At 69.8% G+C, this 15616-nt stretch carries 16 protein-coding genes; 8 read left to right on the top strand and 8 right to left on the bottom strand.

The window, feature by feature from the left end:
* The 5 genes from pstC to ACFWH5_RS00290 all read right to left on the bottom strand — a co-directional run bounded on the left by pstC (position 1) and on the right by ACFWH5_RS00290 (position 6176).
* On the bottom strand, positions 1-978 hold the full coding sequence (gene pstC / locus ACFWH5_RS00310) for a phosphate ABC transporter permease subunit PstC (protein WP_378830499.1): 978 nt from the start codon (positions 976-978) through the stop codon (positions 1-3).
* A gap of 107 nt (positions 979-1085) precedes the next feature.
* A complete protein-coding gene (gene pstS / locus ACFWH5_RS00305; RefSeq protein ID WP_378830497.1) occupies positions 1086-2186 on the bottom strand; it encodes a phosphate ABC transporter substrate-binding protein PstS in 1101 nt (366 codons plus the stop codon).
* 171 nt (positions 2187-2357) lie between these two features.
* Positions 2358-3296: an NUDIX domain-containing protein gene (locus tag ACFWH5_RS00300; protein ID WP_378830495.1), complete on the bottom strand. Its 939-nt coding sequence runs from the start codon at positions 3294-3296 to the stop codon at positions 2358-2360.
* Positions 3293-5458: an RNA degradosome polyphosphate kinase gene (locus ACFWH5_RS00295; RefSeq protein ID WP_378830492.1), complete on the bottom strand. Its 2166-nt coding sequence runs from the start codon at positions 5456-5458 to the stop codon at positions 3293-3295. The genes ACFWH5_RS00300 and ACFWH5_RS00295 overlap by 4 nt, the downstream gene beginning before the upstream one ends.
* 40 nt (positions 5459-5498) lie before the next feature.
* On the bottom strand, positions 5499-6176 hold the full coding sequence (locus ACFWH5_RS00290) for a DNA-binding response regulator (protein WP_378830490.1): 678 nt from the start codon (positions 6174-6176) through the stop codon (positions 5499-5501).
* A 69-nt stretch (positions 6177-6245) separates the two neighbouring features.
* Here ACFWH5_RS00290 and ACFWH5_RS00285 point away from each other — a divergent pair, with 69 nt between their 5' ends.
* From ACFWH5_RS00285 to ACFWH5_RS00275, 3 genes are all read left to right on the top strand, one after another.
* Positions 6246-6539, top strand: coding sequence for a hypothetical protein (locus ACFWH5_RS00285; RefSeq protein WP_378830488.1), 294 nt, complete (start codon positions 6246-6248; stop codon positions 6537-6539).
* Positions 6540-6699: 160 nt separating this feature from the next.
* Complete coding sequence (locus ACFWH5_RS00280) at positions 6700-7302, top strand: FABP family protein (protein WP_378830486.1); 603 nt, start codon at positions 6700-6702, stop codon at positions 7300-7302.
* Between the two features lies 1 nt (position 7303).
* A complete protein-coding gene (locus ACFWH5_RS00275; RefSeq protein WP_378830483.1) occupies positions 7304-8398 on the top strand; it encodes a YgfZ/GcvT domain-containing protein in 1095 nt (364 codons plus the stop codon).
* Between the two features lie 159 nt (positions 8399-8557).
* On the opposite strand, the gene ACFWH5_RS00270 is transcribed toward ACFWH5_RS00275, so the two are convergent.
* Positions 8558-9379 carry a class I SAM-dependent methyltransferase gene (locus tag ACFWH5_RS00270; protein ID WP_378830482.1) on the bottom strand — a complete coding sequence of 274 codons (822 nt, stop codon included), beginning with the start codon at positions 9377-9379 and terminating at the stop codon, positions 8558-8560.
* 116 nt (positions 9380-9495) lie between these two features.
* Between ACFWH5_RS00270 and ACFWH5_RS00265 the strand changes: the two genes are divergently transcribed.
* Positions 9496-10239, top strand: coding sequence for a phosphoglyceromutase (locus tag ACFWH5_RS00265; RefSeq protein ID WP_378830480.1), 744 nt, complete (start codon positions 9496-9498; stop codon positions 10237-10239).
* Positions 10240-10290: 51 nt separating this feature from the next.
* On the opposite strand, the gene phoU is transcribed toward ACFWH5_RS00265, so the two are convergent.
* Positions 10291-10986: a phosphate signaling complex protein PhoU gene (gene phoU, locus ACFWH5_RS00260; RefSeq protein ID WP_378830478.1), complete on the bottom strand. Its 696-nt coding sequence runs from the start codon at positions 10984-10986 to the stop codon at positions 10291-10293.
* A gap of 187 nt (positions 10987-11173) precedes the next feature.
* On the opposite strand from phoU, the gene ACFWH5_RS00255 reads away from it, so the two are divergent.
* Both ACFWH5_RS00255 and ACFWH5_RS00250 read left to right on the top strand, forming a co-directional pair.
* Complete coding sequence (locus tag ACFWH5_RS00255; protein WP_378830475.1) at positions 11174-12385, top strand: sensor histidine kinase; 1212 nt, start codon at positions 11174-11176, stop codon at positions 12383-12385.
* Positions 12382-13065: a response regulator gene (locus ACFWH5_RS00250; protein ID WP_378830473.1), complete on the top strand. Its 684-nt coding sequence runs from the start codon at positions 12382-12384 to the stop codon at positions 13063-13065. The genes ACFWH5_RS00255 and ACFWH5_RS00250 overlap by 4 nt, the downstream gene beginning before the upstream one ends.
* Before the next feature lie 60 nt (positions 13066-13125).
* On the opposite strand, the gene ACFWH5_RS00245 is transcribed toward ACFWH5_RS00250, so the two are convergent.
* Positions 13126-13668 (bottom strand): DNA modification methylase, encoded by a 543-nt coding sequence (locus ACFWH5_RS00245; protein ID WP_378830472.1) that lies wholly within the window; start codon positions 13666-13668, stop codon positions 13126-13128.
* A 135-nt stretch (positions 13669-13803) separates the two neighbouring features.
* Between ACFWH5_RS00245 and ACFWH5_RS00240 the strand changes: the two genes are divergently transcribed.
* Both ACFWH5_RS00240 and ispD read left to right on the top strand, forming a co-directional pair.
* The gene (locus ACFWH5_RS00240; RefSeq protein WP_378830470.1) at positions 13804-14286 is read left to right on the top strand and encodes a CarD family transcriptional regulator; all 483 of its coding nucleotides are present in this window, start codon (positions 13804-13806) and stop codon (positions 14284-14286) included.
* 89 nt (positions 14287-14375) lie between these two features.
* Positions 14376-15566, top strand: coding sequence for a 2-C-methyl-D-erythritol 4-phosphate cytidylyltransferase (ispD, locus tag ACFWH5_RS00235; RefSeq protein WP_378830468.1), 1191 nt, complete (start codon positions 14376-14378; stop codon positions 15564-15566).
* Positions 15567-15616: the final 50 nt, after the last annotated feature.

Raw genomic sequence — 15616 nt, 5'->3', positions numbered from 1 at the left:
TCAGTTCGCTCCAGAGAACTCGGCGCGGCGGGCGACGATCCAGCGCGCCACGGCGTTGACCGCGAAGGTCACGATGAACAGGATCAGACCGGTGGCGATGAGCGTGTTCACGCCGGTGTCGTGCGCCTCGGGGAACGCGAGGGCGATGTTGGCCGGAATCGGCGTCGGGTTGGTCGCGGTGAGCACCAGGAAGCTGTACACGGCGGCGGGGGAGAGCACCATGGTCACCGCCATGGTCTCGCCGAGCGCGCGTCCCAGGGCGAGCATGATGGCCGAGACCATGCCGCCGCGCGCGAACGGCAGCACGGCCATGCGCACCATCTCCCAACGGGTGGCCCCCAGTGCGAGCGCGGCCTCCTCGTGCAGCTTCGGCGTCTGCAGGAAGACCTCGCGGCAGATCGCCGTCATGATCGGGATGACCATGACCGCGAGCACGAGCGATGCCGTCATGATCGTCTTCCCGGTCGACGACACCTGGCCGCCGAAGATCGGGATCCACCCCGCATTGGCGTTCAGCCAGGCGTACACCGGCTGCAGCAGGGGAGCGAGTACCAAACCGCCCCAGAGGCCGAACACGACCGACGGCACAGCGGCGAGCAGGTCGATGATGTAGCCGAGCACGCCGGCGAGGCGGCGCGGCGCGTAGTGCGAGATGAACAGCGCGATGCCGATGGAGATGGGTGTGGCGATGAGCAGGGCGATGAACGATGCCCACACGGTGCCGAAGGCCAGCGGGCCCACGTACTCCCAGAACGAGCGCCCCTCGAGGATGTGGTTGTCGGTGGTGTCCGGCGCGAAGGCCGGCACGCTCTGCACGATGAGGAACGTGGCGACCGCCGCGAGAACGAGGAGGATGATGATCCCCGCGCCGAGCGCGGTGCCGGAGAAGAGGCGGTCACCGAGTCGCTGCTTCGCCTTGATCGGCGCCGGACGAGAGACGGGCGGCGCGGGAGCGTCGGGTGGCGCCGTGGTGGTCATCGTGCTCATGATCTCCGATTTCGGGTGGATGCGGGATGCGGGGCTGACCCTCCGATGCCCTCGCGCCGGATCGGACGCGAGGGCATCGGAGTCAGGACGGCGTGATGTCAGCCGACCTTGATCGTGTCGATGGCGGCGAGGACCTTTTCACGCAGGCCCTCCGAGATCGGCGCGCTGCCGGCGTTGTCGGCGGCGGTCTGCTGGCCCTCCTCGCCGGCCATGTACTCGAAGTACGCCTTGACGAGGGCGGCGGTGTTCTCGTCCTCGTACTGCTCGCAGGCGATCAGGTAGCTGACCAGGGCGATCGGGTACGAGCCGGCCGGAGCGGCGGCGGGGTCGACGTCGAAGACCAGGTCGGCGTCGCCGCGACCCTCCTCCAGCGGCGAGGCCTCGACGAGCGCGGCGGCAGCCTCGGCGGAGTACGCCACGTACTCGCCGTCGACGCCCACCTTGACCTGGCCCAGACCGGTGGTCTGCGACGCGTCGGCATAGCCGATGGCGCCGTTGCCGGCCTTGATCGCCTGCACGACACCGGAGGTGCCCTGGGCCGCCTCGCCACCCTGGATCGGCCACACGCCGTCGGCCTCGTTCGTCCACACGTCAGGGGCGGTCGCGTTCAGGTACGCGGTGAAGGTCTCGGTGGTTCCGGAGTCGTCCGAGCGGTGCACGGGCGAGATCGCCAGGTCGGGCAGCGCGACGCCTTCGTTCTGCTCGGCGATCGCCGGGTCGTTCCACGTGGTGATCGTGCCCGCGAAGATGCCGGCGATCGTCTCGGCGTCGAGGTTGAGCTCGTCGACGCCCTCGAGGTTGAACGCCACGGCGACCGGCGAGATGTACAGCGGCACCTCGACGATGGCGTCCGACGCGCAGGTCTGGAAGCCGTCGGCGAACTCGTCGGTCTTGAACGCGCGGTCCGAGCCGATGAAGTCGCTGGCGCCGGCGATGAAGTTCTCGCGTCCGGTACCCGAACCGGTGGGCTCGTAGTTGATGGTCACGTCGGGATTGGCGGTCTGGAATGCGGCGACCCATGCCTCCTGCGCGGCGCCCTGCGACGACGCGCCGGTCGCCTTCAGGGTGCCTTCGAGCGTGGAGGCGACGGTGTCATCGGAGCCGGCCTGAGCCGGGGCCTCGTTCGCGGCGCAGCCGGCGAGTGCGAGGGCAGCGACGGCGCCGACGGCGCTGATACGAGCGATGCGGGTGATCTTCACTGTGGATCCGTTCGATCGGGGATGTGTGCGGCCCGGTGCAGGGCACACAGTGACGTTAGGAGTGCCGGTTAACGAGACTCTCCCCCGCGGGTGAACGGAAGGTGAACGGATCGCGGACGGTGAATGCGCCGAGCCGGGGCGCGCCGGCGCCGGTCCGAGGGGGCGTGGGTACTAGATCTTGGGCTCGTGCGTCTCGATCGAGATGATGCCGGAGCCGGGGTTCGTCGCGGAGAGGTGCACGACCGAGAAGCCCCCGACCTCCAGCGCACCGGCGCTGTCGACGTAGGAGCCGTGCAGCGTGCCCGTCGCGAGGGCGATCTCCGACACGATGGCCGGCAGCACCGGCCCGTGGCTGCAGAGCACCGCGGGCTTGCGGGACCGGATGCGGCGGCCGATCACCGAGCGGATGTCGGCCGTGTCGTCCTCCCACGCCTGCTGGCTGATCTTCCGGGTCTGCTTCGCGGTGCGGCCGAGCTTCTTCTCCAGCGGCGCCACGGTCTGCACGCAGCGCACGGCATCGCTGGTGACGATGCGGCGTACGCCGAACGCGCGCAGCGGAGCGGTGATCGCCTTCGCCTGCCGCAGGCCGCGCTCGGTCAGCGGACGCGCGGCATCCTCGCCGTCCCAGTCGGCGCGCCCGACGGCTTTACCGTGACGCAGCACGACCAGGGGGAACGTGTGCAGCACGCCGTCGTCCACGAGCCTCGCGAACGCCTCCACGATCTCGACGTCGACCGGGTAACTCAGTCGCTTGCGGGCCTTCTTCAGGCTCACCCACTCGATCGCGGCGATCTCTCCATTCGGCACGAAGGTCGAGGCGCGGATCGCATCATCGGTGGCCTCGGCCGCCCAATAGTGCACGACCTTCTGCCGTTTCGGCCGCATCCAGTACCTGCTGATGCCCACCGGCGCGCCGAGCGTGACGCGGATGCCGGTCTCCTCGCGCACCTCGCGCACGGCGGTCTGGGCGAGCATCTCGCCGGGATCCACCTTGCCCTTGGGCAGGGTGACGTCACGGTACTTGGTGCGGTGGATGAGCAGCACGCGCAGCTTGTCGTCGATGAGCCGCCAGACCACCGCTCCCGCCGCGTAGACCGCGGTGTCGCTCATCGGACCGTTCGCTTGCGACGGCGGCGCTGCACGGCCGACATGGTGCGATCCTGCAGGTCGCTGAGCGGCTCGCCGTTCTCGTCCTCGGAATGCCGCGTCCACACCCCTTCGTCGCCGAGATGCCAGGAGGTGGTGCGGTCGTCCATCGCCTCGTCGAAGAAGGACAGCAGCTCCTGAACGTGGTTCGGGTCGGAGACCCGCACCAGCGCCTCGACGCGGCGGTCGAGGTTGCGGTGCATCATGTCGGCGCTGCCGATGTAGACGACCGGGTCGCCGTCCGCCTCGAACGCGAAGATGCGGGAGTGCTCCAGGTACCGGCCCAAGATGCTGCGCACCGTGATGTTGTCACTCACACCGGGCAGGTCGACGCGCAGGCTGCAGATGCCGCGCACCCACACCTCCACCTTCACGCCGGCCATGCTCGCGCGGTACAGCGCATCGATGATCTGTTCGTCGACCATGGAGTTGACCTTGATGCGGATGCGCGCGGGCCGCCCGGCCTCGGCGTTCTTGCGCTCGCGATCGATGTGCCGCAGCAGACCCTTGCGCAGGTGCAGCGGGGCGACCAGCAGGCGCTTGAACTTCTTCTCGATGGCGTAGCCGCTGAGCTCGTTGAACAGCCGGGTGAGGTCGCGGCCGACGAGCGGGTCGGCGGTGAACAGTCCGAAGTCCTCGTAGATGCGGCTGGTCTTGGGGTTGTAGTTGCCGGTGCCGACGTGCGAGTAGTGACGCAGCACGCCGTCCTCCTCGCGGATGACCAGCGCCAGCTTGCAGTGGGTCTTCAGGCCGACCAGGCCGTACACCACGTGCACGCCGGCCTTCTCGAGCTTGCGCGCCCAGACGATGTTGTTGGCCTCGTCGAAGCGGGCCTTGACCTCGACCAGGGCGAGGACCTGCTTGCCCGCCTCTGCGGCGTCGATCAGCGCCTGCACGATGGGGCTGTCGCCGGACGTGCGGTACAGCGTCTGCTTGATGGCGAGCACATGCGGGTCGCGGGCCGCCTGCTCGAGGAAGGCCTGCACGCTCGTGGCGAAGGATTCGTACGGGTGGTGCACGAGCACGTCGGCCTTGCCGATCGCCTTGAACACGTCGGGGCGCTCGTTGCTGTCACCCGGCTGGAACGCCACGGCGGTGGTGGGCAGGTGCGGCGGGTAGCGGAGGTCGGGGCGATCGATGCGCGAGAGGTCGAAGAGCCCGCGCAGATCGAGCGGCCCCGGCAGGCGGTACACCTCCTGATCGGTGATGTCGAGTTCCTTCAGCAGCAGCTCGAGGGTGACGTCGTCCATGTCCTCGGTGATCTCGAGGCGGATCGGCGGACCGAACCGGCGCCGCAGCAGCTCGGCCTCGAGTGCCTGGATGAGGTTCTCCGACTCGTCCTCCTCGATCTCCACGTCCTCATTGCGGGTGAGGCGGAAGGCGTGGTGGTCGAGCACCTCCATACCGGGGAAGAGGTCTTCGAGGTGGTTGGCGATGAGCTCCTCGAGCCGGATGAAGCGCAGGATCTCGCTCTCGCCCGGCACCTGCACGAACCGGGGGAGCATCGGCGGCACCTTGAGCCGGGCGAACTCCTGGCGCCCGGTGCGCGCGTTGCGGATGCGGATCGCGAGGTTCAGTGACAGGCCCGAGATGTAGGGGAACGGATGCGCCGGGTCGACGGCGAGCGGCATGAGCACCGGGAACACCTGCGTGCCGAAGTACTCGGTGAGCGCCCCGCGCTCGGCATCCGTCAGATCCGACCACTCGGTGATCTCGATGCCGGCGTCGGCCAGGGCCGGCCTGACCTGATCGTTCCACGCCGCTGCGTGGCGCATCTGCAGTGCGTGCGCGTCGCGGGAGATGTCGGCCAGCACATCGGTGGCGGCTCTGCCGACGTTGGTCGGAACCGCGAGCCCGGTGAGGATGCGGCGCTTGAGGCCGGCGACGCGCACCATGAAGAACTCATCGAGGTTGCTGGCGAAGATGGCCAGGAAGTTCGCGCGCTCGAGCTCCGGCAGCGTCGGGTCCTCGGCGAGCTCCAGCACGCGTTTGTTGAACGCCAGCCAACTCAGTTCGCGGTCGTGATAGCGGTGATCGGGCAGCATCGCGTCCGGGGCCGCGAGGGCGTCGAAATCGTCGTCTTCGGCGTCACCCAATCCGGCGTCGACCAGTTCGCGTTCGATCATGGGGTACATCCTTGCATCGCGGGGTGACGAATGCGTGAACTCAGTCCTCCTGCGGCCGCTCATCGTCGTAGAGGTTGAACCGGTATCCGACGTTGCGCACCGTGCCGATGATCTGCTCGGCCTCGCCGAGCTTGGCGCGCAGCCGCCGCACGTGCACGTCGACGGTGCGGGTGCCGCCGAAGTAGTCGTACCCCCACACGTCGCTCAGCAGCTGCTCGCGTGTGAACACGCGGGACGGGTGCGTGGCGAGGAAGTGCAGCAGCTGGAACTCCTTGTAGGTGAGATCCAGCGGCCGCCCGTGCAGCTTCGCCGAATAGGACTGCTCGTCGATCGTGATGCCGGACGCCTGCACGTGGGCGGGCTCGCCGTCGCCGGCGCGGGTGAGTGCGAGTCGGATCCGTGCGTCGATCTCGGCGGGACCGGCTCCGGTCAGCACGACGTCGGCGAAGCCCCAGTCGGCGGCGACCGCGCTCAGGCCGCCCTCCGTCGTCACCAGCAGCACCGGCTGCTCGGTGGCCGCCGTGCGCAGCAGCCGGCAGGCGCTCTTGGCCGCGACGAGGTCGGTGCGGGCGTCGACGAGGAGCACGTCGGCCTCGGGGAGGGAGAGCAGATGGCCGGGATCGAGCGGATGCCGGCGCACGCTGTGCGGCAGCAGTTCCAGCGCGGGAAGCACCGGCTCCGCATCGGGAGCCGGGGTGAGTGCCAGCACCAGGACCACGCGACCATGCTAGTGGCGGTGACCGGGCGGCTCCGCTCGATGTCGGCCGGCTCCAAGTACGATGGCCCCATGTCTGAACCGGCTCTCGCTCCGCGCAATGCCTTCCACGGCGTCATTGCGGTGTGGATCGCGTCGCTGGTCACGGCGGTCCTGCTGGCGGTGCTGCTGCCCGAGGACGTGCGCATCGGCTGGCTGCTGATCGCCTTCGGCGTGATCGTGCTTGCGTCCTTCGCCGTGCAGCTCGCCTACGGGCGAGCATCCGGATTCATCGTGCGGATCGCGGCCAGCGTGATGGGGTCGCTGCTTCTCATGGGGCTCGTCTCGATCGCGCTGGGGCTGGCCGCCCTCGCGTCCGCGGTCTGACCCTCGCCACCGCCATCGACTAGACTGGTGCACATGGACCTCGTCGCGCTCGAATTGTTCTACCTCGGCCTGCTCGGCCTTGCGAGCCTCGCGATCGCCTTCGTCTCCGGCGTCGTGCTCGTCAACCTGTTCCGCGGCCAGCGCTGATCCGACGGACGTCGTGATCGAGCTGCCGACCGACCTTCCCGCAGAGCTCGCGCCGCTGTCGTGGTTGCTGGGCGTGTGGGAGGGCACCGGAGTCATCGAGTACACCGCCGGAGACCGCCGCTTCCAGGGGGAGTTCTCGCACCGCGTGAGCTTCAGCCATGACGGCGGCCCGTTCCTGAACTATGCGGCGACGGCCTCCTTCCTGGGGATCGAGGGTGAGGACGCACCCGTCCCGCTTCTCGCCGAGACCGGCTTCTGGCGCCTCGCGCGCCGGCACACGGATGCCGACCCCGGCCCCGCCCTGCTGCCGCCGACCGAGACGGCCGCGCCGCGCACGGTGCACGACGTCGAGGCGCTGCGCACGCCGGACGGATTCCCCCTCGAAGCGTCGATCGCGCATTCCGACGGCACCCTCGAGCTGTATCTCGGCCGCATCGCCGGCCCGCGCATCGACATCGCGACGGATGCCGTCGTGCGCATCGCGGGCGCCAAGGACTACAGTGCCGCGAGCCGCATGTACGGGCTCGTCGAGGGGCACCTGCTGTGGGCCTGGGACATCACCGCCCTGGGGGAGCCGTTGAAGTCGCACGCCTCCGCTCGACTGGCCAAGGTCTGAGATGACCGAGTTCGCCTCCCTGCCCGGTGCGGTTCTCGACGGCGAGATCGTCGCGCATTTCGGGAACCCGATGATCGAGCAGCGCCTGCTCGCCGCGGGGGAGGCGGTCGTGCCGGTCGGCGACCGCACGCTGATCGAGGTCGCCGGCGAGGACCGGCTCACGTGGCTCGACTCGATCACCTCGCAGTCCGTCGCACGGCTCGCGGCGGGCGAGAGCACCGAGCTCCTCGTGCTCGATCCGCAGGGTCGCGTGGAGCACGCGGCGGGCGTCTTCGAGGACGGCACCTCCGCGTGGCTGATCGCCGACTCCGACGACGCAGACCCGCTCGCCACGTGGCTGAAGCGCATGGTCTTCCGATCGCGGGTGACCGTGACGGTGCACACGGATGCCGCTCTCGCGGGCTTCTTCGCAGGAGGCGCTGCCGAGGAGCGCGTGCCGGCGGCTGCGCCGAACGGCGTTCCGCTCGTCTGGCGGGACCCGTGGCGGAGCGTGGCCCCGGGCGGCCACCAGTACGCCGCGGTCGCGCAGCATCCGGCGTCGGACTACGCCTGGTGCATCGCGGTCGTCGACTCGTCCGCGCAGCTGACGGGCCCGTTCGCCGGCGCCCTCGCCGCCGAGGCGCTGCGGATCGCGGCCTGGCGCCCGCGCTGGTCGCGCGAGGTCGATGAGCGCTCGATCCCGCACGAGACCGACTGGATCCGCAGTGCCGTGCACCTGGACAAGGGGTGCTATCGCGGGCAGGAGACGGTGGCGAAGGTGCACAACCTCGGGCATCCGCCCCGCCGTATCGCCGCACTGCAGCTGGACGGCTCCGACACGGTGCTGCCCGTGCCGGGGGACGCGGTGCTCTCGGGCGATGCGGAGGTCGGCACGATCACGTCGGTCGCGCTGCACCACGAGGACGGTCCGATCGCGCTGGCGATCCTGTCGCGTCGCGCGCCGGACGGCGATCTCGTGGTGCGCTCGCAGGGCGTCGACATCGCCGCCGCGCAGCAGGTGATCGTGCCGGCGGACGCCGGGGCGACCGCCGGCGTGCCGCGTCTCACCCGACTGTCGCGGCGTCCGGTCGCGCCCGACCCGCGCGACCCGCGCTGATCCGCCCGCCGCTCCCACCCGCCGACGTCTGCACATCTTCGCGTTTTGAGGGGCCATCTCCTGTGCTGAGGGGTCATGAAACGCCGCGTGGGCGGGCCCCGAGGCGACGTGACGTGACCCCTCAGCCCCGTACGGCTGCTGCCGACGCGAACCGCGAGTTCACGCCTGCGGCGCGACCGTCTGCCAGGGGACGGTGAGCTCGCCGAGGCGCCAGCGTGCGGCACGGCCGATGATCGGCACGCCCTGGTCGCGCAGCGCCCCGACCGCCGCGACGAAGCGCTGACCGGGGCCGAAGGTCGACAGGGCCGCGGCGCGATCCCACTCCCGATCGAGGGCGATCAGCAGGTCGTGCACGCGCTCGCCGGGAACGTTGCGATGGATGAGCGCCTTCGGCAGGCGCTCTGCGACGATGCCGGGGCGCTCGAGCCCGGTCAGGCGCAGGGAGATCGTGAAGCGGACGGGCACGCCGCCCGGGGCGACGTCGATCCACGAGCAGACGCGGCCGATCTCGTCGCAGGTGCCCTCGACGAGCATCCCGTCTGGCGCGAGCCGTGACGTCATCCGGGTCCAGGCGTCCGCGACGTCGGCCTCGTCGTATTGCCGCAGCACGTTCATCGCCCTGATCACCGCGGGCCTTCGGCCACCGGGCAGCGGCACCTCGAAGCCGCCGCGCGCGAACGACACCCGCAGGTCGGGCGGGAAGGGGGTCCGCCCTGCGCGCACGTCGTCGAGCTGCCGGCGCGCGGACGCCACGCGCTCGGGATCGAGTTCGAGGCCGAGCACCTCGGCATCCGCGCGGACTCGTCGCAGGCGGTCGGCCAGCTCGAACGCCGTCACTCCGCTGGCGCCGTACCCCAGGTCGATCACGAGCGGATCGGCCGCCTTCCGGAACGCTTCGGACACCGCGATCCACCGGTCGTTCCGCCGCAACCGGTTCGTGCCCGTCGTCCCCCGAGTGGGCTGTCCGACCGGTGCGCTCATCACCCCATTCTCCGACACCCCTTCACCCTCCGCTGCTCACCGGCGCGCGTGGTCCGCCCCGCGCCGACAAGGTCACGGAGCCCGACCTCAGGAACAGAAAAAGATAGGCTGACAGCATGACGCGCACCCTGATCCTCCTTCGGCACGGCCAGAGCGAGTGGAACCAGCTGAACCTCTTCACCGGCTGGGTCGATGTCCGCCTCACCGAGCAGGGCAAGGCCGAAGCCCGTCGCGGTGGTGAGCTGCTCGCCGAATCGGGCCTGCTGCCCGATGTGCTGCACACGTCGCTGCTGAGCCGTGCGATCCAGACCGCGAACATCGCGCTCGACGCCGCGGACCGGCTGTGGATCCCGGTGACGCGCTCGTGGCGGCTCAACGAGCGGCACTACGGTGCTCTGCAGGGCAAGGACAAGGCGCAGACGCTCGAGGAGTTCGGCCCCGAGCAGTTCCAGCTGTGGCGTCGTTCGTTCGACGTGCCGCCGCCGGTGCTCGATGACCGCAGCGAATTCAGCCAGGTGAACGATCCGCGCTACGCGGGCATCGATGGCGACGTGCCGCGCACCGAGTCGCTCAAGCTCGTGATCGACCGGCTGCTGCCCTACTGGGAGAGCGCGATCGTCCCCGATCTCGAGTCGGGCAAGACGGTGCTCGTCACCGCGCACGGCAACTCGCTGCGCGGACTGGTGAAGCACCTCGAGGGCATCGGCGACGACGAGATCGCCGGGCTCAACATCCCCACCGGGATCCCGCTGGTCTACGAACTCGACGACGACAACGTGCCGACCGAGCCCGGGCGCTACCTCGACCCGGAGGCCGCCGCCGCCGGTGCCGCCGCGGTCGCCGCGCAGGGCAAGAAGTAGTTCGACGAGCTGAAGGCCGGATGCTGATCGGCATCCGGCCTTCACCGTATGTCAGGCGTGTCCGAGCTCCTGCTGCTCGACGGCGAGGGCGATGTCCTCCTCCTCGATCGCCCAGTCACCGGTGGCGAGGTAGACGACCTTCTTCGCGACGGCCACGGCATGATCGGCGAAGCGCTCGTGGTAGCGGCTGGCGAGCGTGGCGTCGACGGTCGCGGTGGCCTCGCCCTTCCAGTTGTCGCTGAGCACCTTCTCGAAGACCCGGGCGTGCAGCTCGTCGACGTCGTCGTCCGCGTTGCGGATCGCATCGGCGAAACGCAGGTCCTGCGTGCGCAGCAGCTCGCCGAGGGTGCGCGAGATGTCGACGTCGAGTTCGCCCATCCGGCGGAAGGTGCCCTTCAGGCCCTTGGGGACGGCGCGCTCGGGGAAGCGAAGCCTGGCGAGCTGAGCGATGTGCTCGGCCATGTCTCCCATCCGCTCCAGCGAGGCACTCACGCGCAGTGCCGTGATCACGATGCGCAGGTCGCGGGCGACCGGCTGCTGGCGGGCGAGGATCTCGATCGCCTGCTCGTCGAGGGAGACGGCGAGCTCGTCGATCTTGGCGTCGTCGGCGATGACCTCTTCCGCCAGCGCCACGTCGCTCTCCGCGAACGCGGTCGTCGCCTTCTCGATGGCGACGGTGACGAGGTCGGAGATCTCGGCGAGGCGCGCCTGAAGATCCTCGAGGGACTGGTGGAACACTTCGCGCATCGGCGCAACCTTTCGTCGGGGGCTCGGCGCACTGCGAGCCGTTCGGGCACGCGCTGGCGCGAGCCAGAGCCGATTGTGTTCGTCGAAGGTTAACGAACGGTGCCCGGAACGTGAATACTAATCTCCCCGTCCGCGAGGCGGCGGGCCCCGGCGCGGAGAGCCCCGGAACGGGCCCTACTCTGGAGGCATGCCATCGCCCCAGCTCGCGCTGATCGCGCTCATCGTCGGAGCGGTGATCGGCACCGGGTTCACCGTGCTGCTCTCCTGGGCGTACCGTGCCAGGGCGAAGTACGCCGAGGAGACGTCGACCGCCATCCCGGCCGGTGTCGACGACGTACTGGCCGGCATGGACGATGCCGCGTGCGTGATGGACGCGTCGGGCCTCGTCGTGGCGGTCTCGAAGGCGGCCGCCCGGTTCGGCATCGAGACCGGGGCCGTGCTCGAGAACACCGAGCTCCGCCAACTCGTGCGACACGTCCGCTCGACGAACGTCAGCGCGACCGAGACGTTGCGTCTCGCGGGCGGGCGCACCCTCGATCCGCGCCTCGTCTCGGCGCGCGCCAGTGCCGTGGGGACACGACTGACGCTGCTCATCATCCGCGATGTGACCGAGCGCGAGCGTCTCGATCAGATGCGCAACGACTTCGTCGCCAACACCAGTCACGAGCTGAAGACTCCGGTGGGAGCGGTCAGCCTGCTCGCCGAGGCCATCGAATCCGCCGCCGACGACCCCCAGCAGGTGCGCCTTTTCGCCTCGCGGATCTCGGCCGAGGCGTCGCGGCTGGGTCAGCTGACCGGGCGGATCATGAGCCTCTCGCGTCTGCAGGCGGCGGAGAGCCTCTCGGATGTCGCACCGGTCGCGATCGACGAGGTCGTCGCATCCTCCATCGAGGCGCACGCCGTGCAGGCGGACTCCGCCGGCGTCGAGCTCAGTCGCGGCGGCGACCGCGGCGTGTGGGTGCAGGGCGACTCGCAGATCCTCGCCGAGGCGGTGGGCAACCTCATCGCGAACGCGATCGTCTACTCGCCCAAGGGGTCGAAGGTCGGGATCGGGGTCAGCGCCGACGCGGACGTCGTCGAGATCGCCGTGACCGATCAGGGCATCGGCATCTCCGAAGCCGACCGCGAGCGCATCTTCGAGCGCTTCTATCGCGCGGACGAGGCACGCTCCCGACGCACCGGCGGCACCGGGCTCGGTCTGTCGATCGTCAAGCACGCGACGCAGCGACACGGCGGCGAAGTACGGCTGTGGTCGAGGCCGGGTCGGGGCTCGACCTTCACCATCCGGCTGCCGCGCATCGACGCGCCGGACACCGGCGGCAAGAAGAAGCACAAGAAGAAGCGCGCGCGGAAGGCCGGCAAGGGCGAGGCGCGCGTTCGAAACGGAGAGACGGCATGACCCGCATCCTTCTCGTCGAAGACGAGCCCGACCTCGCCGACCCGCTGGCGTATCTGCTGCGCCGCGAAGGCTACGAGGTGGAGATCGCCGAGGACGGCCCGGGTGCACTGAGCGCGTTCCGCGAGCGCGGCGCCGACATCGTGCTGCTCGATCTCATGCTGCCCGGCATGCCGGGTACCGAGGTGTGCCGGCAGATCCGGCAGTCATCGGCGGCGCCGATCATCATGCTCACGGCGAAGGACTCCGAGGTCGACATCGTCGTGGGTCTCGAGCTCGGCGCCGACGACTACGTCACCAAGCCGTACTCCTCGCGCGAGCTGCTCGCGCGCATGCGCGCCGTGCTGCGGCGCGTCGTGCAGGCGGAGACCGAGCTCGACGAGCGAGTGCTCGAGGGCGGGCGGGTCACGCTCGACATCGATCGCCATACCGTCGCCGTGGACGGCGCGGAGATCAACATGCCGTTGAAGGAGTTCGAGCTCCTCGAGGTGCTGATGCGCAACGCAGGACGGGTGCTGACCCGCGGCCAGCTCATCGACCGGGTGTGGGGCAGCGACTACTTCGGCGACACGAAGACCCTCGACGTCCACATCAAGCGCATCCGCTCGCGCATCGAGCAGAACCCCTCCGAACCGGTGATGCTGGTCACGGTGCGGGGCCTCGGCTATCGCTTCGAGGGGTGATCGGACGAGAAGAGGCCGGCCCGATGGGCCGGCCTCGTTCAGGTCAGACTGACGGACGCGTCAGTGGGAGGACTCCGTGCTCTCGCTCTCGACAGGCTCGGGCGCAGGCGTGAACCCGCCCGGCACCAGGTCGCTGTAGTACGGCAGCGTACCGTCGAGCACGGGCACCTGCACCGGCTCGGCATCCTCATCGCCCGAGAGGAACAGCATCTCGGCGGTCGCGCCGGGCTGCACGTCGAGCGCGTCGATCAGAAGAGGCTGATCCGCGCCGCCCAGGCTGAGGGACTCGCCGGCAGGCACGCGCACGCGCAGCTGCTCGCCCTCCACGTCGATGGTGAGCGTCGCCGCCGCATCGCTCTCGTTGACCAGCGCGGCGACGAGGTTGCCCTCGCTGCCGTCCGCGGTGGCGACGATGAACGCGTTGCGCACGACCACAGGACCACCGGTCGACTCGACGTTCACGCCGTCGGAGGCGGGATACTCGTTGGTCGTCGCCTGATGGGTGATGAAGGTGCATCCGGTGGTGCCGAGAGCCACCGCGGCGCCGAGAGCGGCGACGGCGGCGAGACGGCGGGTGGCGGACGCAGCAAGGCGCGAGTTCACGGGTCCTCCTGAGGTGCGACGGGTGTCCTGGCTCAGTCTAGTGGGTGCGGGCGCGCGCACCGCGACCGGCATCGGCGCGAACCTTAGTGCATATCCGCTGTGGTATCCTGGAGATTGCCGAAAGGACACGTTTTTATGCTTTTTGAGGTTGGCGAAACCGTCGTCTATCCGCACCATGGGGCCGCGACGATCATCGAGGTCAAGGAACGCGTGATCAAGGGGGAGACCAAGAAGTATCTCAAGCTCAACGTCACCCAGGGCGATCTGATCATCGAGGTCCCGGCCGAGAATGTCGACCTCGTCGGCGTTCGTGACGTGATCGGCAAGGAGGGCCTCGACCACGTCTTCGAGGTGCTGCGTGCGCCGTTCACCGAAGAGCCGACCAACTGGTCGCGCCGGTACAAGGCGAATCTCGAGAAGCTCGCCTCGGGCGATGTCATCAAGGTGAGCGAGGTCGTGCGCGACCTGTGGCGCCGCGACCAGGACCGCGGGCTCTCCGCCGGCGAGAAGCGGATGCTGGCCAAGGCTCGTCAGATCCTCGTGTCGGAGCTGGCGCTCGCCGAGAAGATCGACGAGGACAAGGCCGGCGAGCTGCTCGACGAGGTGCTCGCCTCCTGAGTCACAGAACCGGAGTGGTGCGGAAGGCGGATGCTGCGGCATCCGCCTTCCGTCGTCTGCGGGCGCGGACCGGACGGTAGCGTGAGAGGGTGACTCAGCTTCCCGTTCCCACTACTGCGATCGTCGTCGTCGCCGCGGGCTCCGGCAGTCGGCTGGGAGCGGGAGCGCCCAAGGCGTTCGTGGGCATCGACAGCCGTTCCGTGCTGCGTCATGCTCTCGACGGCGTGTTCGCGGCCCGGCCCATGCAGGTGGTCGTCGTCGCTCCCGCCGGTTTCGAGGGTGTGGCGGAGAGTGAGCTGCTCGCGGCCGCGGGGGAGCGGAGTGCGCTCGGCACCGTCGTCACCGGGAAAGAGACCCGCCAGGGCTCCGTCGCCGCCGGGCTCGCCGCGCTGTGGGGCGATGTCGACACGGTGCTCGTACACGACGCGGCGCGTGCGCTGACGCCGCCGGAGCAGATCGACGCGGTCGCGGATGCTGTGGCGCCCGGCACCGGGGTGATTCCCGCCCTGCCCGTGGTCGACACCCTCAAGAGCGTCGACGGCGACGCGATCGTCGCCGCGGTGGATCGCTCTCTTCTGGCCGCGGCGCAGACACCGCAGGGTTTCCCGCGCGGTGCGCTGGAGGCAGCGTACGCTCGCGCGCTCCGGACCGGTGAGGACCACACCGACGATGCAGCGCTCTTCGCGGCGTCAGGGGGAGCGGTGCGCCGGATCTCGGGCTCCGAGCGGGCGTTCAAGATCACCACGCCCGCCGACCTGGAGCGCGCCCGGATGCTGCTGCGCGGACCGGCGTCGCAAGCCGCGGCCGTTCCCCGCATCGGCGTCGGCACCGATGTGCACGCCTTCGGCGGCGATGGGAACCTCTGGCTGGCGGGGCTGGAGTGGCCGGGCGAGCAGCCGCTGTCCGGGCATTCCGACGGCGATGCCGTCGCGCATGCGATCGTCGACGCGCTGCTGGGCGCCGCGGGTCTCGGCGACATCGGTGAGCACTTCGGCACCGCGCATCCGGAGTACGCCGGCGCACACGCCGACGTCTTCCTCGCCCGCGCCGCCGCGATGCTGGCGGAGGCGGGTTTCACGATCGGGAACGTGTCGGTGCAGTTCCAGGGGAATCGCCCGCGGTTCAGCGCTCGTCGGAAGGAGGCGGAGGCTGCGCTGTCGGATGCTCTGGGCGGAGCATCCGTCTCGGTCTCGGCGACCACCACCGACGGCCTGGGGTTCACCGGCCGGGGTGAGGGCGTCGCCGTCACCGCCGTCGCCCTGATCGTGCCGCGCGGCTGAGGTCGGTCGACGGGAACGCCCCAGGTGACGCACGGGGTCGCCCCGGTAGG

Source organism: Microbacterium sp. NPDC058345, from assembly GCF_042723855.1.
Taxonomy (GTDB): Bacteria; Actinomycetota; Actinomycetes; order Actinomycetales; family Microbacteriaceae; genus Microbacterium.
Note: the sequence above shows the minus strand (reverse complement) of the source record. Positions and strands in the feature narration are given on the sequence as shown.

Bases quoted from the DNA above. Each gene is read 5' to 3' on its own strand.
- ACFWH5_RS00300 (WP_378830495.1), bottom strand. From the start codon at position 3,296: ATGAGCGACACCGCGGTCTACGCGGCGGGAGCGGTGGTCTGGCGGCTC.
- ACFWH5_RS00270 (WP_378830482.1), bottom strand. From the start codon at position 9,379: ATGAGCGCACCGGTCGGACAGCCCACTCGGGGGACGACGGGCACGAAC.
- ACFWH5_RS00275 (WP_378830483.1), top strand. From the start codon at position 7,304: ATGACCGAGTTCGCCTCCCTGCCCGGTGCGGTTCTCGACGGCGAGATC.
- ACFWH5_RS00255 (WP_378830475.1), top strand. From the start codon at position 11,174: ATGCCATCGCCCCAGCTCGCGCTGATCGCGCTCATCGTCGGAGCGGTG.
- ACFWH5_RS00285 (WP_378830488.1), top strand. From the start codon at position 6,246: ATGTCTGAACCGGCTCTCGCTCCGCGCAATGCCTTCCACGGCGTCATT.
- ACFWH5_RS00250 (WP_378830473.1), top strand. From the start codon at position 12,382: ATGACCCGCATCCTTCTCGTCGAAGACGAGCCCGACCTCGCCGACCCG.
- ACFWH5_RS00295 (WP_378830492.1), bottom strand. From the start codon at position 5,458: ATGATCGAACGCGAACTGGTCGACGCCGGATTGGGTGACGCCGAAGAC.
- pstC (WP_378830499.1), bottom strand. From the start codon at position 978: ATGACCACCACGGCGCCACCCGACGCTCCCGCGCCGCCCGTCTCTCGT.
- phoU (WP_378830478.1), bottom strand. From the start codon at position 10,986: ATGCGCGAAGTGTTCCACCAGTCCCTCGAGGATCTTCAGGCGCGCCTC.
- ACFWH5_RS00240 (WP_378830470.1), top strand. From the start codon at position 13,804: ATGCTTTTTGAGGTTGGCGAAACCGTCGTCTATCCGCACCATGGGGCC.
- ACFWH5_RS00265 (WP_378830480.1), top strand. From the start codon at position 9,496: ATGACGCGCACCCTGATCCTCCTTCGGCACGGCCAGAGCGAGTGGAAC.